18 protein-coding genes are annotated in these 17553 nt (G+C 69.3%); 2 read left to right on the top strand and 16 right to left on the bottom strand.

Going from position 1 to position 17553, the window contains the following annotated elements; all coding sequences use genetic code 11:
• Nucleotide 1: 1 nt before the first annotated feature.
• The gene (locus tag SOM61_RS05660; RefSeq protein WP_320473205.1) at nucleotides 2-1093 is read left to right on the top strand and encodes an NADH:flavin oxidoreductase/NADH oxidase; all 1092 of its coding nucleotides are present in this window, start codon (nucleotides 2-4) and stop codon (nucleotides 1091-1093) included.
• Here SOM61_RS05660 and SOM61_RS05655 read toward each other — a convergent pair.
• The 11 genes from SOM61_RS05655 to SOM61_RS05605 all read right to left on the bottom strand — a co-directional run bounded on the left by SOM61_RS05655 (nucleotide 1084) and on the right by SOM61_RS05605 (nucleotide 11902).
• Nucleotides 1084-2142, bottom strand: coding sequence for a LytR C-terminal domain-containing protein (locus tag SOM61_RS05655; protein WP_320473204.1), 1059 nt, complete (start codon nucleotides 2140-2142; stop codon nucleotides 1084-1086). The two genes, SOM61_RS05660 and SOM61_RS05655, sit on opposite strands and share 10 nt — an antisense overlap.
• A gap of 13 nt (nucleotides 2143-2155) precedes the next feature.
• Nucleotides 2156-3091 carry a type II secretion system F family protein gene (locus tag SOM61_RS05650; protein ID WP_320473203.1) on the bottom strand — a complete coding sequence of 312 codons (936 nt, stop codon included), beginning with the start codon at nucleotides 3089-3091 and terminating at the stop codon, nucleotides 2156-2158.
• A gap of 7 nt (nucleotides 3092-3098) precedes the next feature.
• Nucleotides 3099-4091, bottom strand: a complete 993-nt coding sequence (locus tag SOM61_RS05645) for a type II secretion system F family protein (RefSeq protein WP_320473202.1) — start codon at nucleotides 4089-4091, stop codon at nucleotides 3099-3101.
• Between the two features lie 47 nt (nucleotides 4092-4138).
• On the bottom strand, nucleotides 4139-5491 hold the full coding sequence (locus SOM61_RS05640; protein WP_320473201.1) for a TadA family conjugal transfer-associated ATPase: 1353 nt from the start codon (nucleotides 5489-5491) through the stop codon (nucleotides 4139-4141).
• 42 nt (nucleotides 5492-5533) lie between these two features.
• Nucleotides 5534-6709, bottom strand: coding sequence for a CpaE/TadZ family protein (locus SOM61_RS05635; protein ID WP_320473200.1), 1176 nt, complete (start codon nucleotides 6707-6709; stop codon nucleotides 5534-5536).
• 40 nt (nucleotides 6710-6749) lie between these two features.
• The gene (locus SOM61_RS05630; RefSeq protein WP_320473199.1) at nucleotides 6750-7019 is read right to left on the bottom strand and encodes a hypothetical protein; all 270 of its coding nucleotides are present in this window, start codon (nucleotides 7017-7019) and stop codon (nucleotides 6750-6752) included.
• A 14-nt stretch (nucleotides 7020-7033) separates the two neighbouring features.
• On the bottom strand, nucleotides 7034-8671 hold the full coding sequence (locus SOM61_RS05625) for a type II and III secretion system protein family protein (protein WP_320473198.1): 1638 nt from the start codon (nucleotides 8669-8671) through the stop codon (nucleotides 7034-7036).
• A gap of 18 nt (nucleotides 8672-8689) precedes the next feature.
• Complete coding sequence (gene cpaB, locus SOM61_RS05620) at nucleotides 8690-9538, bottom strand: Flp pilus assembly protein CpaB (protein ID WP_320473197.1); 849 nt, start codon at nucleotides 9536-9538, stop codon at nucleotides 8690-8692.
• On the bottom strand, nucleotides 9535-10983 hold the full coding sequence (locus tag SOM61_RS05615) for an ATP-binding protein (protein WP_320473196.1): 1449 nt from the start codon (nucleotides 10981-10983) through the stop codon (nucleotides 9535-9537). Before SOM61_RS05615 ends, cpaB begins: the two co-directional genes overlap by 4 nt.
• 116 nt (nucleotides 10984-11099) lie before the next feature.
• Nucleotides 11100-11648 carry an A24 family peptidase gene (locus SOM61_RS05610; protein WP_320473195.1) on the bottom strand — a complete coding sequence of 183 codons (549 nt, stop codon included), beginning with the start codon at nucleotides 11646-11648 and terminating at the stop codon, nucleotides 11100-11102.
• Nucleotides 11649-11713: 65 nt separating this feature from the next.
• Nucleotides 11714-11902 (bottom strand): Flp family type IVb pilin, encoded by a 189-nt coding sequence (locus tag SOM61_RS05605; RefSeq protein ID WP_109345586.1) that lies wholly within the window; start codon nucleotides 11900-11902, stop codon nucleotides 11714-11716.
• Nucleotides 11903-12296: 394 nt separating this feature from the next.
• Between SOM61_RS05605 and SOM61_RS05600 the strand changes: the two genes are divergently transcribed.
• A complete protein-coding gene (locus SOM61_RS05600) occupies nucleotides 12297-13331 on the top strand; it encodes a GGDEF domain-containing protein (RefSeq protein ID WP_320473194.1) in 1035 nt (344 codons plus the stop codon).
• 4 nt (nucleotides 13332-13335) lie between these two features.
• On the opposite strand, the gene SOM61_RS05595 is transcribed toward SOM61_RS05600, so the two are convergent.
• From SOM61_RS05595 to SOM61_RS05575, 5 genes are all read right to left on the bottom strand, one after another.
• Nucleotides 13336-13458: a hypothetical protein gene (locus tag SOM61_RS05595; protein WP_320473193.1), complete on the bottom strand. Its 123-nt coding sequence runs from the start codon at nucleotides 13456-13458 to the stop codon at nucleotides 13336-13338.
• Between the two features lie 5 nt (nucleotides 13459-13463).
• A complete protein-coding gene (locus tag SOM61_RS05590) occupies nucleotides 13464-14510 on the bottom strand; it encodes an MFS transporter (RefSeq protein ID WP_320473192.1) in 1047 nt (348 codons plus the stop codon).
• 117 nt (nucleotides 14511-14627) lie between these two features.
• Nucleotides 14628-15557 (bottom strand): LysR substrate-binding domain-containing protein, encoded by a 930-nt coding sequence (locus SOM61_RS05585; RefSeq protein WP_320473191.1) that lies wholly within the window; start codon nucleotides 15555-15557, stop codon nucleotides 14628-14630.
• The gene (locus tag SOM61_RS05580; RefSeq protein ID WP_320473190.1) at nucleotides 15548-16141 is read right to left on the bottom strand and encodes a 2-hydroxychromene-2-carboxylate isomerase; all 594 of its coding nucleotides are present in this window, start codon (nucleotides 16139-16141) and stop codon (nucleotides 15548-15550) included. Before SOM61_RS05580 ends, SOM61_RS05585 begins: the two co-directional genes overlap by 10 nt.
• A gap of 123 nt (nucleotides 16142-16264) precedes the next feature.
• Nucleotides 16265-17494, bottom strand: coding sequence for an HD-GYP domain-containing protein (locus SOM61_RS05575; RefSeq protein ID WP_320473189.1), 1230 nt, complete (start codon nucleotides 17492-17494; stop codon nucleotides 16265-16267).
• Between the last annotated feature and the right edge of the window lie 59 nt (nucleotides 17495-17553).

Here is a 17553-nt window from a genome sequence, read left to right as displayed (position 1 = left end):
AATGACCGCATTATTCACGCCCTTCACCCTCAAATCCGTCACCCTGCGCAACCGCATCGCGGTGCCGCCGATGTGCCAGTACAGCGCCATCGACGGCGTCACCAATGACTGGCACCTCTCCCACTACACCTCGATCGCGCGCGGCGGCGCTGGCCTGGTGATCGTCGAGGCCACGGCCGTCACGCCGGAAGGCCGCATCACCCCGGGCTGCACCGGCCTGTGGAACGACGGGCAAGTGGCCGGCATGGCCGCCATCGCCGCCGGGATCAAGGCCGCCGGCGCGGTGGCCGGCATCCAGATCGGCCACGCCGGCCGCAAGGCGAGCGCGAACCGTCCATGGGACGGCAACGCGCACATCCCGAACGACGCGCCGGACGGCTGGCAGACCATCGCCCCATCCGCCCTCGCCTTCGGCGGCGACCTGCCGAAAGTGCCGCAAGAGATGACCCTGGACGACATCGCCCGCGTGCGCCAGGGCTTCGTCGACGCCGCGCGCCGCGCCCTGGCCGCCGGCTTCGAATGGCTGGAGCTGCACTTCGCCCACGGCTACCTGGCGCAATCCTTCCTGTCGCCACATTCGAACCGTCGCGATGACCAATACGGCGGCGACCTCGATGGCCGCGGACGCTTCCTGCTCGAGACCCTGGCCGCGGTTCGCGAGGTGTGGCCAGAACACCTGCCGCTGACGGCGCGCATGGGCGTGATCGAATACGACGGCCGCGACGAAGAGACGCTGGCGGAATCGATCGAGCTCACCCGCCGCATGCGCGAAGCCGGCCTGGACATGCTGAACGTGAGCGTCAACTTCACCGTCCCCGACGTCAAGATTCCCTGGGGTCCGGGCTTCCTGGCGCCGGTCGCCAGGCGCGTGCGGGACGAGGCCGGCCTGCCGGTGGCGTCGTCCTGGTATATCGGCGACCCGCAGGTGGCCAACCAGGCGGTGGCCGGGGAGCAGATCGACCTGGTGATGATCGGCCGCGAGCACCTGGCCGATCCGCACTACGCCTTCCGCGCGGCCAAGGAGCTGGGCGTCGAGAACCCGTTCGCCATCCTGCCGCCGCAATACGGCTGGTGGCTGGAACGCTACCGGTAAGCCAGCTGCTGGTCCGCGGCCGGCGCGGGCGGGGCCAGGCGCAGGGCCGTGCCGTGGCGCGCCTGGTCGCGGCCCAGCACCAGCCGCAGGTTGACGGGCGCGCCGGGGTCGACTTCGCGCAGCTGGGTGCTGCCCAGGCGCTGCGCCAGCCTGCGCGCGGCGTCGGCATGGGACGCCTCGTATTCGATGCGGGTGTGCGACACCGCGAAGCCCGGCTCGTTCGACAGGCGCGTCACCCGGATGCCCGGTTCGTCGATGCGGTTCGACAGCGCGCGCGCCATGCCGGTCACGCCATTGCCGTTGCGGATTTCCAGGCGCGCTACCGCAGCCGGCGCCGGCGCCTCGCGTGCTTCGTGTGCCAAGCGTGCCCCTTCCACCCGCCGTAACTCCATCATGCCGTCCACGCCGACATGGATATAGGACTGGGACCAGTCAGGGTGGGCCTGCGGCTTTGGTGCGGCCAGGGCCTGGCCGAGCGGCGCCACCCCGGTCTTGCCGCCGGCGGCGGCGAAGTCCGCGCGCAGGTCGTGCTGGCGCAGCGCCGCCGCCTGCCGGTGCATCTGCGCGGCGCGCTCGGCCTGTCCCGATCCCGCCAGGGCGTCGCCCAGCAGCTGCCAGGCGCGCGGATTGAGCGGGTCGAGCAGGCAGGCCCGCTCCAGCGCGCCCCGCGCTTGCCCATGTTCGCCATTGAGCAGGTAAGCCTGCCCCAGGTTGGCGAACAGGTAAGCCTTGCCCGGTCCCGCATCCAGGCCGATCGACGCGGTCAGCTCGCGCCAGATGGCGATCGCCCGTTCCAGATAACGTGATTCGGCGTGCAGGGTCGCCAGGCCGTTGCGCGCGCCGGGATGGCCGGGTTCCAGCCGCAGCACGGCCTCGTAGGCGGCGCGGGCGGCGTCCGTCTGTTGCGCCAGATGCTGGGCGCGGCCGGTGCGATAGGTTTGCTCGGCCTGCGCGCCGCTGTCGAAGGCGGCGCGCCAGCCGAACGGCGAGCACGCCATCAGGCCCGCGCACAGCAGCGCCAGGCGGGTCATCTTGAGGGTGCGTCCCATGGGTTCACTCCTTTCAGCGCGCGAAGGGCATGGAACCCAGGGTGCGCGAGATCTGGATCGCGGCCGGTCCGAGCAGGACCATCAGCAGCGTCGGGAAAATGCAGAAGATCAGCGGGAACAGCAGCTTGAGGCCGATTTTTGCGGCGGTTTCCTCGGCCATCATGCGCCGCTTGTGGCGCAGGTTCTCGGCATGCACGCGCAGCGAGTCGCCGACGCTGGTGCCGAAGCGTTCGGACTGGATCAGCATCGCGACCAGGGTGTCGACGTCGTCCACACCCGAGCGCAGCGCGAAGTTGCGCAGCGCCTTTTCCTTGGAAAAGCCCGCGCGCATCTCCATCAGCACCAGCTGCAGCTCCTGCGACAGCACCACGCTCTTGATGTGGATTTCGGCCGCCACCTTGACCAGCGCCCGCTCCAGGCTCAGGCCGGCCTCGACGCAGACGGTCAAGAGATCGAGCGCATCGGGGATGGTCTCGAAGATCTCGCGCCGGCGGCGCTGCACCAGGCGCTCGAGCACCACGTTGGGCGCGTAGTAGCCGAAGGCGGCGCCCAGCAGCAGGATGCCCAGCACCTTGCTGCCGCTCAGGGACGAGCCATACAGCACCAGGAATGGCGCGCACACGGCCGGCACCAGCAGCGCCAGCGCGGTCTTGGACGCGAAGTACAGCGTCGGCGCCGACAAATGACGCCAGCCGGCGTTCATGAAGCGGGTGCGCAGGGTCGATTTTTCCCAGCCTTCCTCGGGGATCGACAGCCTGGTGAGGGGACGGGCGACGCTGGCGACGCGCTCGATCCAGCGCACGCCCGCTTCCGGACCAGTGCGCGGACCGAGGAAGCGGCGCAAACGCTCGCGCAGGGCCAGCGGCGCGAACAGCACCAGCGCGACCCAGGCCAACAGGCAGACGACGGCGAAGACGATCAGCAGGAAAAACAGTTGGGAAAAGTTCATGGGAGCCTCACACGCGGATGCGGATGGTCCTGCGCAGCCACAGCACGCCGAACACGATCATGCCCAGGCCGTACCACAGCAGGCGTACCCCGGATGGATCGGTCCACAGCATGCGCACGTAGTCCGGGCTGCTGACCAGCATCACCCCCATCACGCCGAACGGCAGCAGGCCCAGGATCCAGGCCGACATGCGGCCCTCGGCCGACAGCACGCGCACGTGCGCCACCAGCTTCAGGCGGGCGCGGATGATCTGGCTGATGTTACCGAGGATTTCAGCCAGGTTGCCGCCCGATTCGCGCTGGATCAGCACCGCGATGATCAGGTAGCGCAGGTCGGTCAGCGGGATGCGCTCGGCCAGGCCGTGCAGGGCCTCGTTCATCGGCACGCCGTAATTGATTTCCTCGCGCGTGATGCGGAACTCGCCGGCGAGCGGCTCGGGCAGTTCGTTGCCGACGATTTGCAGCACATTGGTGAACGAGTGGCCGGCGCGCAGCGCGCGTGCGATGAAGTCGGCCGCCTCGGGCAGCTGGTGCTCGATGCGCACCAGGCGCCGCATGCGCATGCGGTGCAGCAGCCACCACGGCAGGACCAGGCCGCCGACGCAGGCCAGCAGGCGCGCCGGCAGCGGCACGGTGAAGGAGCTGACCGCATCGGAGGTGAGCACCAGGGCCGCCACCAGGCAGGCCAGCGAGCCGGCGAGGAACTGGCCGACCGACCAGGTGGCGCCGGCCTGCACCAGCAGCGCATCGATGCGCTGCGCCGGCTTGAAGCGATGCAGCAGGCGGTCCAGCCCCGGGAAACGGCTGTAGCGGCGCTGCTTGAGGATCGAGATCCGTTCGCCGCTGCGGCCGCTCACGCCGCCGGACATGATCTGCAGGCGGCGCGCGATGCGGCGCGCCGCCGCGCCATGGGTGCTCATCCACCACAGATAGAAGCCCTCGACCGCCAGGATCACGGCCGCGAACACCAGCACCACGAAGCCATAGAACAAGCCGTCCATATGCGCCCTCAGTCGATCAGCTCAGTCACTCGGTTCATTCACCCGGTTCAGTCAAACCTGCGGTCGGGATCGAAGGAATCGTCCGACACCGGGACCCCGAACAGCTTGAGGCGGTCGGCGAAGCGCGGGCGCACGCCGGTGGCGCTGAAGTGACCCAGCACCTTGCCGTCGACGTCGACCCCGCTCTGCTCGAAGCGGAAGATCTCCTGCATCGAGATGATCTCGCCTTCCATGCCGGTGATTTCCTGCAGGCTGACCAGCTTGCGCGTGCCGTCGGTCAGGCGCGAGACCTGCACCACCACCGTCACCGCCGACACGATCTGCTGGCGGATCGCGCGCGGCGTCAGGTTCACCGCCGCCATGCTGACCATGTTCTCCAGCCGCGACAGCGCGTCACGCGGGGTGTTCGAGTGGATGGTGGCCAGCGACCCTTCGTGGCCGGTGTTCATCGCCTGCAGCATGTCGAGCGCTTCCGGGCCGCGCACCTCGCCCAGGATGATGCGGTCGGGCCGCATGCGCAACGCGTTGCGCACCAGCGCGCGCTGAGGCACCTCGCCCTTGCCCTCGATGTTCGGCGGGCGCGTCTCCAGGCGCACCACGTGCGGCTGGCGCAGCTGCAGCTCGGCCGCGTCCTCGATCGTCACCACCCGTTCGGTGGCCGGGATGAAGCCCGAGATCAGGTTGAGCAAGGTGGTCTTGCCGCTGCCGGTGCCGCCCGAGATCAGGATGTTGACCTTGGCCGTGCCCAGCCCTTCCAGCACCCGGATCATGGGCGTGGTCACGCTTTTATACTCGAGCAGGTTCTCCACCGTCAGCGGGCTGCCGCCGAAGCGGCGGATCGACAGGATCGGCCCGTCCACCGCCAGCGGCGGAATGATCGCGTTCACCCGCGAGCCGTCCGGCAGCCTGGCGTCGACCATCGGGCTCGACTCGTCCACCCGGCGGCCCACGCGCGAGACGATCTTTTCGATGATCTTCATCAGGTGGGCGTTGTCGTGGAAGGTGATCTCGGTCAGCTCCAGCCGGCCGCGGCGCTCGACATAGACCTTGTTCGCGGTATTGACCAGGATGTCCGAGATCGAAGGATCGGATAGCAGCGGCTCGAGCGGGCCGAAGCCCAGCATCTCGTGCTGGATGTCGAGCACCAGGTGGTGCCGCTCGTGCTGGTTCAGGACGATGCGCTCGTCCTCGATGATGCGCTGGACCAGCAGCGCCAGCTCGTGCTTGAACTGCTCGGCGGTCAGGCGCTTCAGGCGCTCCAGGTCGATCCGGTCGAGGATCATCTGGTGCATCAGCTTCTTGAGTTCCTGGTAGGCCTGGTTGGGCGCATCCTGCAGCTCGGCGCCGCCGCCGGTGATGCGCTCCTGGCCGGACAAGGCAAGTCGTTCGCGAAGGGACATGGGCGTCTTTCGTGGCTGGCTCGGTAATGGGTCAGTGATAGATCAGTAATCGGCGTCCTGGCGCCCGAACAGGCGGTCCAGCAGGCCGCGGCTTTCCTGGACCCGGTGCGCGGTCACCAGCTCGACCATCTCGGCCAGGCTGCGCGCGGCAAAGCTCGAGCGCGACAGCTGCAGCACCGGCACGCCCTGGTTCACCGAATCGGTCACCGCGACGTAGTCGTTGGGGAAGGTGTGCACCACCTCGCAGCCGAGCGCCGCATGCAGGTCTTGCAGGCGCAGCTTGCCGCCCTTTTCGTAGCGGTTGACGATCAGGCGGATGTTGTCCAGCACGTAGCCCAGCGAGCGGAAGATGTCAAGCAGGCGCCGCGCGTCGCGGATGTCGGGCAGCGCCAGCTGCAGCACCGGATAGATAGTGTCGGTCACGTCCAGCGCGCGCAGCGACACCGCGTCGATCTGGCGCCCGACGTCGAGCAGCACGTAGTCGTAGTTCTGGCGCGCCACGCGCAGGATGGTGTCGATGTGTTCCGGCTTGGCCTCTTTCACGTGGCCAGGATCGTCGGCCGCGGCCAGCACGCCGAAGCCGGGCGTGACGTGCACCAGGCACGATTCGAGGAAGGGCCCGTCCACGCGCGCGATCTGGGCGCACACGTCCGACATCGTCATGGCCGGCTTCTGGTCCGACACGTACAGGGCGGCGTCGCCGAACTGGCCGTGCAGGTCGATGAGCAGGACCTTCTTGCCCGCCAGCGTGGCCAGCGCGTAGCCGAAGTTGGCCGAGATGAAGGTGGCGCCGCTGCCGCCCTTGCAGGCGATGAAGGCCAGCACCTTGCCTTCGCGCAGGCTCGACACGCCGGCGGCGGTGGCGATCCGGTCCATCGCCTCGTGGAAGGCGCGGTGCACCAGCGGCAGTTGCAGCAGCTCGCGCACGCCGGCGCGCATCGCCGTGATCAACAGGTCGGGCTGGTGCTGGTTAGTCAGCAGCATCAGCTGCGAACCCGGATACTGGCGGCCCAGGCGCTCGAGCAGGCCCGATTCGGACGGTTCCAGCCCGCTGGCGTCGACGATCACCAGTTGCGGGGCGTCGGGTTCGGGGCGGTCGAGCGCCTCGCGCAGGCTGGCGCGGGTGGCGGCCAGGTGCAGCGGCGGCACCCGCGCCGCGCCCTGCGAGGCCAGCTCCGCGTACAGGTGGCTGTCACGGCTGATCAGGAGCGCTCTCATGGCAGCCCCGGACGGAGGACCTTTGCCGCGCGCGCGTCCATCACTGGTCCACCATCGCCGCCGGCTGGCCGGTTTCGGGCCGGGCGAACGAGCGCTGGTAGTTGTCGATGGCGGCGCGCGCGGCGCGGCCATCGAGGCCCAGGGCGGGATTGCCGCTGGCGGCGGCGCTCGGGTCGATCACCTGGGCCGCCAGGTTGTTGCGGGTGGCCGCGCCGAAGCGCGCATCCCAGTCCGGCGTGGTCGAGACGCATCCCGGCGCGCCGCAGGCGAGCAGCGCCAGCGCCGCCCAGCGTGTGAATGTGGTTCGCATCGCATTCCCCTATATCAGTTCGAAGCCGCCGGCGTCAGTTCGAAGCGCCCGGTATCCGCGCCTGCGGTCTGCCCCGCAGCCGGTGGTGTGGCCGGTGACGTGGCCGACGCGCCGGAAGGCGCCGCGGCGGCGGGGGACTCCCCTTCCAGCCGCCCGCCCAGCATCAGGCCGGCGCGCGACGGCACGACATGGCCGTCGGTGGGCAGCACGTGGCTGCCGCCCGGCAGCGGCTTGACCAGGCGCGCCGTGATCACGAACACCAGCTCGGTGCGGTCCTGCTGGTAGTCGGTGCTGCGAAACAGCGCGCCCAGCACAGGAATTTCGCCCAGGCCCGGCAAGCCCTTCATATTGGCGATCAGGTTGTTGCGCACCAGGCCGCCGATCGCGAAGCTCTGGCCGTCGTGCAGCTGCACCGTGGTGCTGGCGCGGCGCGTGGTCACCAGCGGCATGATGGCGGTGCCGGTGATGCCGTTGGCAGTGATGCCGATCCCTTCGCGCGACAGTTCGGACACCTCGGGCGCCACTTTCAGGTTGATGCGCCCGCCCGACAGCACGGTCGGGGTGAAGCGCACGCCGATCCCGAATTCCTTCTCTTCCAGCGTCACGCGGTCGTCGTCCTGCGACACCGGGATGTAGAACTTGCCGCCGGCCAGGAAGGAACCTTCCTGGCCGCTGATGGCCAGCACGTTCGGCTCGGCCAGGATGCGCACCAGGCCATCGAGCTTGTCGGCCTCGACGGCGAAGCGATTGCCATTGGTCTTGAGTCCCGACAGGCTGCCGCCCGCCAGGCCGCTCAGGAAATCGGTGGCCAGGGTGGTGGTCCAGCTGCCGGAGCCGAAACTGAAGCGGGTGCCGGTCTCGAGCCGTTCGAGCAGGGTGCGCGAGACCTCGGCCACCTTGACCTCGAGCTGCACCTGCTGCGGCGCGCTCACCGCCAGCAGATTGACCACCCGGGCGCCGGCGCCGCTGGCCCCACCGCCGCCCCCGCCGGTGGCGCCACTGCGACCCACCACGATCACGCCGTCGGTCTCGTTATCCTTGTCGGCCGCCGGCAGCTGGCGCAGCGGGCGCCGCACATAGGCGCCGGCCAGCTCCACCGCGCGCTGCACTGCGGTGGCGTCGCTGACGGTGCCGGTCAGGATCAGGCTGTCGTTGGCCGCCATCACGCGGATGTCCTGTTCGTCCGGCATCGCGGCCTTGAGCGTGGCTTCCAGCCCGCTCGGGTCCATCGCGATGGTGATGTCGATCACGCTGCACAAGCCGCTGCGGCCCTGCACGATCATATTGGTGCTGCCGACGTCGACCCCGGCGATGTACAGGGTGTCGGGGGCGACCAGCATGGCCTGCACCACGGCCGGGTCGCCGACGCTGCGCCGGGCTACCTTCTCGGGCAGGCGCAGCATGGTCGACTTGCCCATCTGGAGCGCCATCGCGGCCGGCCGCGCCGCCTCGCCGCGGCAGCCTTCGGTGATGTGCGCGGGCGGCTCGCTCGCGGTGCGGGCCGGCGCCGGTTTCTTCGGCGCCGGCTTCGGTTCCGCCGCCTTTTGCGCGGCGGCGGTGGCGGGCGCGGCAGTGGCCAGGGCAGGGCCTGCCAGCGCTGCAAGGACGGCGACAAGGGAAGCGCGCAATATGATCGAGGGACGTCGTTTCATGATCGATCCAGTCGGTGGTCAGAAGCATTCCTGCGAAGCGTGCAGGCCGTTGATGACGCTGATGCAGTCGCGCTTGGGTGGGGCCGGCGCGCGCACCTGTTGCACGCGCGGCCGCGGCGGGGCCCGCACCACCGGCGGCGGCGCGGCGGCGGCGATCGCGGGCAGCAGGTTTTCCTTGGTCGCGCCGAGGGTGGCGGCGGCGGCCGGATCGACCTGGTTGCGCAGCGCCAGCGACAGCGTGCCCACGCTGCGCGCCAGGTCCAGTTTTTCGGCCTCGGCCGGGGTCACCTCGAGCGTGACGGCATTGACCACCTTGGGCTTGGTCTCGTCGCGGTTGACTTCCTGCGCCACCGCCAGCACCAGGATCCGCTCCAGCACGATCTTCGAGATGCTCTGCTCGCGCGCCCGGGTCGCATTGGGGTCGGGCATGGTCTCGGTGCTGACGATGATGTCGACGTAGTTACCCGGCAGGGTGAAACCGGCCACCCCGATCACGTCGTTGACACGCACCGTGATCGCGCGCTTGCCCTCGGTGATCAGGGCCGACAGGCCGCCCAGGGTGCCGGCCGGGGCCAGCTTGGCTTCGCTGATCGGTTCTCCCGCGAGCAGGCTGCTGCGCAAGACCCGCCCGCTCAAAGGCGCGGGGTCGGTGAAGGCGCCCTTCGGCACGCTGTCGGTCGGCCAGTCGACCAGCTTGAACATCTCGGGCGTCAGGCGCTGGCCGATGTCGACGTCGGCCCTGGCGACGACGATCCGGCCGGCAGTCGCGCCCGGGGCATTGAGCAGCCAGCTTGCCGCCAGCGCCACCGCCAGCAGGCCCAGCACCACCGCCAGTGCCATCATGATCACGGCACGTTTGTTCTTCATCGCGCACCCCCTTCATTGTCTTCCCGCTTCACCGCCGCTGGGTTCGATGCACAAGGCAGCGCGGGCGGCAGGGCGCTGGCTCCGAACAGGCTGCTCCAGGCCTGGACCAGGCCGTCCACGTCGCAGCGCGGCGCGCGGCCGGCGCAGCCGGCGAAATCGGCGATCCGCCCCAGCAGCTCGTGCGGCCAGGCGGCCAGCAGCGGGCGCCGGGTACGGCGGTGCAGTTCGTCGATCAGATAGTCGAACGCCGCCTCGTCGACCTCGATGCGGCGCAGCCGCGCCTGGCGCCGCAGCAGCGCGCGGTAACTCGCTTCGGACAGCGGCCCCACGGCGATGCGGTAGCCGATGCGGCGCAGGCAGGCGTCGTCCAGCACTGATTCGGGCGCCAGGCTGGTGGCCAGCACCAGGCCGACGTCGAACGGCAGCGCGTGGCTCGGGCCGTGCGGCACCGTCACGTGGTCCTGGCCGGCCTCGAGCGCGCCCAGCCAGCGATGCAGCAGCTCGCCGGCCGGCATCCGCTGGCGGCCCAGGTCGTCCAGCACCAGCAGGCCGTTATTGGCCAGGATATGAGGCGGCGCGCGCAGCACGCCACTGGCGGCGTCCACCCGCAGTTCCAGCATGTCGCGCGTGAGCTCGGCGCCGACGTGCACCAGCGGCCGCTGCGACAACTGCCAGCGGGCGTCGCAGCTGCGGCGTTCTTCCAGGCCGCGCATCTGCAGCGGCGCCGGATGCAGGGCCGGGTCGTGCAGCTGGACGATCTCGTGGTTGACCAGCACCGCGTACGGCACCGCGATCGGATCCTGGCGCAGGCGCGCGAACTTGCGCGCCAGCGTGGTCTTGCCGCTGCCGGACGGGCCGTACAGCAGCAGCGGACGGCTGGAATACAGGGCCGCGCCGATCAGTTCGCGCGTCGCCGGTTCCAGGCCGTCGCCGTCGAGCACCGCCTCGAGTTCGGTGCGCGCCACGCGCGGCGCATCCGGCTGGCGCTGCGACTGCTGCGCCACCACCGCACGCCAGGCCGCCAGCGTCACCGGCGCCGGGCCGGCATAGCGCGACTCGGCCAGGTGCTCGCCGGCGGCGCGCGCACCGGCGACGGTGAGCTGATAGTGCACGTCGAGATCGGTATCGCCCGAATAGGCGACTTCGGCCTGCTGGCCGGCGACCAGGCCCTGCAACACTTCGCGCACCACGCTGACCGACAGCCGCAGGCGCCCTGTGAGCCTGGACAGGGGCGTCTTGCCGCCCGCATGCAGGACCTTGAGCACCAGCCCCGTCACCAGGCACGGATCGAGCCCGGTGTCGCGCACGGTGCGCGGCTGGCGCGGCAGCACGGCGGTCACGTCGCCATCGCTTGACGACGCGCTGGCCCCGGTCCCGAACGCAGACACAGAGGCAGACGCATCGAGCCCGGCGGCGGCCGTGGTGGCCGACAACATTCCAATCATGAACCCTCCTGCCCATGAAAATGTTTCGTAAGATCTTGATTTGATTCTAGCGAGCAGCCTCGACAGACACTTGATACCTGACAAATAGCCAATAAAGGCAGAGCAAGGACCGGATTTCAGAGAAGCGGACGATCGGCATAACGGCTGACCAGCAGGGCGATGGCGCCGCCGGCGATCGCCACCCCGTAGGGAATCGATCCGGCGCTGGGCGGGCCGCCGGCGCTGCCGGGCATCGGCGCGCGCGGCAGGCGCAGCAGCGTGGGCCGCACGATCCCCCACAGGTTCGACAACACCATGCGCAGGCGGCCCTTGAAGACGATCACGGCGAGCGCCATCACGCCGCCCGCGCACCAGGCCAGGATGGCGATGCGCAGCGCGTCGCCGGGGCCGGCGAAGGCGCCCACGGCCGCCATCATCTTGACGTCCCCGGCTGCCATGCCGCGGACCAGGTAAAAGGGAAGAAAGACCGCGAGTCCGGTCGCCGCCCCGCCCAGCCAGGCGAGCAGCCCATCCACCGGTTGCGGCGACAGCAAGTGCAGGACCAGGGCGCCGAACATGCCGGAGGCCAGCAGCCGGTTCGGGATGCGGCGACTTTCCAGGTCCTTGAGCGCCGCCGCGGTGACCAGCAGCAGCAACAGCGTATCGAGGTAAATTGCGACAGCCATGATCGGATTCCCCGAGATAAAAAAAAGCCCCCCAGGGCCGAACCGCGTCCCGGGGGGCAGGCAGATTACGGAGCAGTTGGAGTGTCGAACTGGTCTCGGATGTACTCGAAGGCCTGCTTGATCTCATCGCCGACTTGACCGGCGACACCGGCCATCACCACGCCGATGAGGGCGGCGATCAGGCCATACTCGATGGCCGTCACACCGTTTTCGTCAGCGAAAAATGCTTTGATGGCGGAGGTAATCGTGCTCATGACAAACTCCTTATGATGGTTGAGGAAATACTGGCTGCGACTGGGCCCCGTCGCTACTGCTGTGTTGCGATTGCCAGTGAGTTCACTGTACAGATTAGTGCCGTAAGGCAAGTTGACCATCCACAACTTTTCCACGCGGAAACGCGGGATTCTGATAAGAAACAAACTCGCAGCGCGATGTGTCACGCTGCGGGAAACCATGAATAAAAATTGTTAAGAATAGTTGCCGGTAATACAAAAAAGTATTATGCTGTTTTGCTTGACCGCTGAAAAATGCGGCACCGCCGATCATGGCGCGCTGGACGCCCATCCAGCGCAGCCCGCCCCGTGCGCCACGCCCTGCGCGGAACGGTCCCTCCCGGTACCTCTTATTGCTTGGTCTGATAACGACGACATGGATTCCCTGCTGCGACACATGGTGGACATGACCGGCCACCGCGATCACACCATGCTGGACATCTCCGTCATTTCGGCGGTCCAGGAATTGTCGGGCGCGGCCCGCACCCGGGTGCTCACCATCTCCAGCGTCGGCGAACAGTACTTCGTGCGCTCGCGCGCCTGCATCCATGCCGGCGGCGTGGCCTGCCCCGAAGAGCCGCAGGACAGCGGCCCCGGCGAACCGATCGCGCTCTATCCCGAACTCGGCGCCTGCCTGCGCCACCATGAACCGCGCGCCGAGAGCATCGGCGCCGACGGCTTGCGTCGCCTGTGGCTGCCGATCTGGTTCGGCGACAAGGCCGACACCTGTCTCGAGATCGTGCACGCCGAACCGTTCACGCCCGAGGCGCTGTACATGGTCAACGGGATTGTCAGCGTGTACCGCAACTTCCAGAACCTGCTCGACTACAGCGAGCGCGACTCGCTCACGGGCCTGCTCAACCGCAAGACCTTCGACGACCAGCTGGCGCGCATGCTGCACGCCTCCGAGACCGACGCCACCGCTCCCGGCCAGGCCGAGCGGCGCCACCACAACGGCGAAGAAAAGCAGTGGCTGGCGGTGGTCGACGTCGATCACTTCAAGGGCGTCAACGACCGCTTCGGCCACCTGTATGGCGACGAGGTGCTGATCCTGATCGCCAACCTGCTGCAGTCGTCGTTCCGCGCCCAGGACCGGGTGTTCCGCTTCGGCGGCGAGGAATTCGTGGTGCTGCTGCGCTCGACGGACCTGGAGAACGCGCACCGCATCATCGAGCGCTTCCGCGCCGACGTCGAGAGCCATGACTTCCCGCAGGTGGGCCAGGTCACCGTCAGCATCGGCTTCACCAGCGTCAGCGCCGCCGATTCACCGGTGGTCACGCTCGGCCACGCCGACCAGGCCCTGTACTACGCCAAGGCCCACGGCCGCAACCGCGTGTGCCACTACGAAGAGCTGGTCGCGGGCGGGCTGCTGCAGACCGTGGCCGCTAACGACACCGCCGAATTCTTCTGATCCGCTAGCACAGCGTCAACACCGCCAGCAAGACCAGGGCGCTTTCCGGACGCAGCATGCGCGCCAGCGCCCAGCCGAGCGCCAGCACGAACGGCAGCAGCATCAGCACGGCTTTCCAGCGTCGCATCGCGCTCACGCCGGCCGCAGCGACAGCGCGGCCGGCGCTTCGCTCAGCGGCCAGTGCAGGGCCGCCGCCACCAGCCCGATGGCGACGGTGGCGCACCACACCAGGTCGTACGAGCCGGTGGCGTCGAACACCAGCCCGCCCAGCCATACCCCGCAGAAGCTGCCCGCCTGGTGGCCCAGGAACACCAGGCCGAACATGGTCGCCAGGTAGCGCACCCCGAACACGCCGGACACGATGCCGTTGGTCAGCGGGACCGTCCCCAGCCACAGCACGCCCATCACGACCGCGAAGGCATACAGGGTGGCCGCGCCCGGCGGCGCCAGCACGAACAGGGCGATCGCCAGCGAGCGCACCAGGTAGATAACGGCCAGCACCCGCCCCTTGCGCAGGCGCGCGCCCAGCACCGAGCACAGATAGGTGCCGCCGATATTGGCCAGCGCCACCAGCGACAGTGCGATCGCCGCGTGGCGGCCGCTCATGCCGCGCTCGAGCAGCCAGGCCGGCAGATGGGTCGCGATGAAGGCCAGCTGGAAGCCGCAGGCGAAGAAACCCGCGGTGAGCATCCAGAACCCGGGCCGGCGCGCCGCCGCGCGCAATACCGGCGCCAGCGGCTGGTCGGGGACGGCGGCGGCGCGCTGCCCCGGCGCTGGGGTGGGCACGCCACGGTCGTCGAGCGCCAGCGCGCACACGCACAGCATCGCGATCCCGGCCGCCAGCAGCAGGAGCGCGCCCGATATACCGAAGGACCCCACCGCGCCCTGGGCGGCGGGAATCGATGCGAACTGGCCCACCCCGGCCGCGGCCCCGGCCAGGCCCAGGCCCCAGCCGCGCTGCTCCGGCGCCAGCATGCGGCCCAGCGCGCCGTAGATCGCGCCGAAGGCGGTGCAGGCCAGGGCGATGCCGATCACCAGGCCGGCGCCCAGGTTCGCCGCCAGCGGCACCATGAACAGGCCCTGGGCGTGGCGGATGCCGAGCGCGGCGCCCATGACCAGGCCGCCCAGCAGCACGAGCGCCAGGGGGGACGGCGGACTGAAACGGATCGATGACGGCATGGCGGCTCCTCGCGCTGGATCGAAGCCTCAGTATCGCGAGCGCGCCGGGCGGCGGCAAACGGCATTTTTTCAGCCCAGCCATGCGCAGCGCGCATGAGTCGGCTCATGACCGCAGTGTCACGCGTCCGATACGCCGTAGTCCTCGATCCGCGCGCGGCTCTGCGCCAGCTCGTGCAGCAGCCAGGCGCGAAACAGCGCCACGTCGGCACGCCCGGCGTCAGGGCCGTCCAGCAGCCAGTAGCCGCGGCCCGGCACGCGCCGCGTTTCGTCGATCTGCGCCGCCAGGCGGCCGGCGCCGAGCATCGGCTCGACCAGCGCCAGGCGCCCGAGCGCGACCCCATGGCCTTCGAGCGCCGCCTGCACCACCTGGTCGTACTGGTTGAAGTGCAAGGCGCGCGAGGGTTTGCGCCGGATGCCGCGCGCGCGCAGCCACGCATGCCAGTGCAGCCAGGTGCGCGGCGCGTCGTCCAGTTCGAGCAGCGTGTGTTCGAACAGGGCCGCCGGACTGGCGAAGGCGCGCGCCGCCAGCGCCGGGCTGGCGACCGGCACCACGATCTCGTCGAACAGGTGCAGCGCGCCGGGCGGCGCCTGCGCCGCGTCGCAGTAGCGGATCGCCAGGTCGATGCCCTCGCGCTCCAGGTCGGACAACGCATTGCCGGCCGCCAGCCGCACGTCGACGCCGGGATGCAGGGCCTGGAAAGCGCCCAGGCGCGGCAGGATCCACAGCGCCGCCACCCCGATGCCGGCCGCGATCGTGACCGGGTTCGACTGCGGCGCGGTGCGCAGCGCGGCGGCGAAGTCGGCCAGCTGGGACAGCATCGGCGCGGCGATCGCATACAGCCCTTCCCCGGCCGCGGTGAGCGCGATGCCGCGCTTGCCGCGCACGAACAGCGGCGCGCCGAGGCGCTGCTCCAGGCTCTGGATCTGGCGGCTGACGGCCGACTGGGTCAGGCACAGTTCGTCGGCCGCGGCGGTGATGCTGCCGCGCCGCGCGGTGGCCACGAAGCCCTTCAAGGCGTCGAGCGGCGGCAAGGCATTCAGGCGCATGCCGCCTCCAGCGCGTCGTCCAGCCGGTCGTCGCCCCAGAACAGTTCGCCGTCCACGATGAAGCTCGGGCCGCCGAAGATGCCGCGCCGGCGCGCATCGATGGTCTGTTCGCGCAGCGCGGCCTTGGCGGCATCAAGACCGGCGCGCGCCACCAGCGCCTGCGGATCCGGCGCCAGGCTGGCGAGCGCCTCGAGCACCGGCGCGGGGTCGTCGATCTCGCGGTCCTCGGCCCAGGCCATGCGCATGATGCGACGGCAGTACTCGCCCATCCAGGTTTCGTGGGCGGCGAGCAGCGCCACCCGCATCGGCAGCAATGCGCGGCGCGGAAACACGCTCGGGCGCCGGAACGGCAAGCCGTATTTCCCCGCGCGGCGCGCCATGTCGCGCCACACGTACTCGCCTTTCTCGCGCTGGACCAGGAACGGAGAACTCTCCCAGCCCAGTTCGCGGAACACCGGGCCGAGCAGGAACGGCCGCCAGGCCAGCGGCACGCCGGCCGCGCGCGCGGCCGCTTCGATGCGCATCGCGCTCAGGTAGCTGTAGTTGCTGCCGAACTCGAACCAGAATTCGATCGGGGATGGCATGGCGCCTCCAGTGGAATCACGTCCGCACAGTATAGGAACAACGATAGCAGGGTATGGCGCCGATTTGTCATGTCACCCATGCGTGACGCGCATGGATGGCATGCGCCGGCGGATTGCAGGCGCTCAGGCCTCGGCCAGCTGCATGAAACGCAGTGGTTCGACCTGCCACTTGGCGGCCGACTCGTGGCGCACGATCCGGTCGCCGCCGCCGAAGCCCACCGCGCGCGACAGGTCGACCGTCTCGGGGCGGATATACACCTGTCGCTTGGCATGGAAGAACACGTTCACCTTCGGCGTGAGCAGGCTCGATTCGTGCGGCTCGACCACCACGCCCAGCCGGCCCGATTCCAGCAGCACCAGGGTGCCGACCGGGTAGATGCCGACGCAGCGCATGAATTCCTGGGTCAGCGCCGGATTGAAGTGGTGCTTGCTCCATTCGTAGATCTTGCGCAGCGCCTCGGCCGGTGGGATGCCCTTGTGGTAGCAGCGGTCGGACGTGATCGCGTCGTACACGTCGACGATGGCCGCCATCTGCGCCAGCTCGCTGATGCCGTCCCCGACCTGGCGGTCCGGATAGCCGCTGCCGTCGCGCCGCTCGTGGTGATGCAGCGTGATGTCGAGCGGCACCGGGCCGATGCCCGCCGTGCGCACCAGGATGTCGTGGCCGTCGCGCGGATGGCGCTTGACGATGTCGAATTCGTCGTCGGTCAGGCGGCCCTGCTTGTTGAGGATGGCGTCCGGCACCATGGCCTTGCCGGTGTCGTGCAGCAGGCCGCCCAGGCCGGCCTGGTAGATGGTGTCCTCGTCCATGCCGCGCGAGCGGCAGAAGGCGACCAGCAGCGCGCACACGCTGACCGAGTGCAGGAAGGTGTAGTCGTCCTTGTTCTTGAGCTGCAGGAGGCTGGGCAAGGCCCCCGAGTTGCGCAGGATCGATTCGGTAATGCTCTGCACCACCGGGCTCACCTGGTCCAGCTCGACGGCCTTGCCCAGGCGCGCATCCTGCATCACGGCGCGCACCAGGCCCTCGGCCTGGCGCTGCACATGGACGGCGCGCTGCAATTCTTCGGCCAGCGGCACCCGCGTGCGTCCGGAGGCGGTGGCTACCTCCGCCAGCGCCGTCACCTCGGCCTCGGTGGCGGCCACGCTTTCGTCGACAGTCGGCGCATCGACGTCCAGGCCGCGGCGGCAATCGATCACCACGCCGCGGATGCGCGCCTCGACGATCTTGCTGATCTCGGCCTCGTTGGTGATCAGGAACTGGTTGCGTACGAACGGATGCTCCATCCAGCCGCAATCGAGGTCCTGGATGAACATGCCCACCCTGAGCTGTGAAGAATCCACTTTTTTCAGCATCTGTCGTGTCTCTTCTCGTGCATGAATTCCCGGCGCCAGGCGCCCCTTATGCTTTGAGT

This window comes from Massilia sp. CFBP9012 (genome assembly GCF_034045115.1).
Taxonomy (GTDB): Bacteria; Pseudomonadota; Gammaproteobacteria; order Burkholderiales; family Burkholderiaceae_D; genus Telluria.
Note: the sequence above shows the minus strand (reverse complement) of the source record. Positions and strands in the feature narration are given on the sequence as shown.

Bases quoted from the DNA above. Each gene is read 5' to 3' on its own strand.
- SOM61_RS05650 (WP_320473203.1), bottom strand. From the start codon at position 3,091: ATGAACTTTTCCCAACTGTTTTTCCTGCTGATCGTCTTCGCCGTCGTC.
- SOM61_RS05660 (WP_320473205.1), top strand. From the start codon at position 2: ATGACCGCATTATTCACGCCCTTCACCCTCAAATCCGTCACCCTGCGC.
- SOM61_RS05575 (WP_320473189.1), bottom strand. From the start codon at position 17,494: ATGCTGAAAAAAGTGGATTCTTCACAGCTCAGGGTGGGCATGTTCATC.
- SOM61_RS05595 (WP_320473193.1), bottom strand. From the start codon at position 13,458: ATGCGACGCTGGAAAGCCGTGCTGATGCTGCTGCCGTTCGTGCTGGCG.
- SOM61_RS05625 (WP_320473198.1), bottom strand. From the start codon at position 8,671: ATGAAACGACGTCCCTCGATCATATTGCGCGCTTCCCTTGTCGCCGTC.
- SOM61_RS05585 (WP_320473191.1), bottom strand. From the start codon at position 15,557: ATGCGCCTGAATGCCTTGCCGCCGCTCGACGCCTTGAAGGGCTTCGTG.
- SOM61_RS05615 (WP_320473196.1), bottom strand. From the start codon at position 10,983: ATGATTGGAATGTTGTCGGCCACCACGGCCGCCGCCGGGCTCGATGCG.
- SOM61_RS05605 (WP_109345586.1), bottom strand. From the start codon at position 11,902: ATGAGCACGATTACCTCCGCCATCAAAGCATTTTTCGCTGACGAAAAC.
- SOM61_RS05610 (WP_320473195.1), bottom strand. From the start codon at position 11,648: ATGGCTGTCGCAATTTACCTCGATACGCTGTTGCTGCTGCTGGTCACC.
- SOM61_RS05630 (WP_320473199.1), bottom strand. From the start codon at position 7,019: ATGCGAACCACATTCACACGCTGGGCGGCGCTGGCGCTGCTCGCCTGC.
- SOM61_RS05580 (WP_320473190.1), bottom strand. From the start codon at position 16,141: ATGCCATCCCCGATCGAATTCTGGTTCGAGTTCGGCAGCAACTACAGC.
- SOM61_RS05655 (WP_320473204.1), bottom strand. From the start codon at position 2,142: ATGGGACGCACCCTCAAGATGACCCGCCTGGCGCTGCTGTGCGCGGGC.
- SOM61_RS05635 (WP_320473200.1), bottom strand. From the start codon at position 6,709: ATGAGAGCGCTCCTGATCAGCCGTGACAGCCACCTGTACGCGGAGCTG.
- SOM61_RS05645 (WP_320473202.1), bottom strand. From the start codon at position 4,091: ATGGACGGCTTGTTCTATGGCTTCGTGGTGCTGGTGTTCGCGGCCGTG.
- cpaB (WP_320473197.1), bottom strand. From the start codon at position 9,538: ATGAAGAACAAACGTGCCGTGATCATGATGGCACTGGCGGTGGTGCTG.
- SOM61_RS05590 (WP_320473192.1), bottom strand. From the start codon at position 14,510: ATGCCGTCATCGATCCGTTTCAGTCCGCCGTCCCCCCTGGCGCTCGTG.
- SOM61_RS05600 (WP_320473194.1), top strand. From the start codon at position 12,297: ATGGATTCCCTGCTGCGACACATGGTGGACATGACCGGCCACCGCGAT.
- SOM61_RS05640 (WP_320473201.1), bottom strand. From the start codon at position 5,491: ATGTCCCTTCGCGAACGACTTGCCTTGTCCGGCCAGGAGCGCATCACC.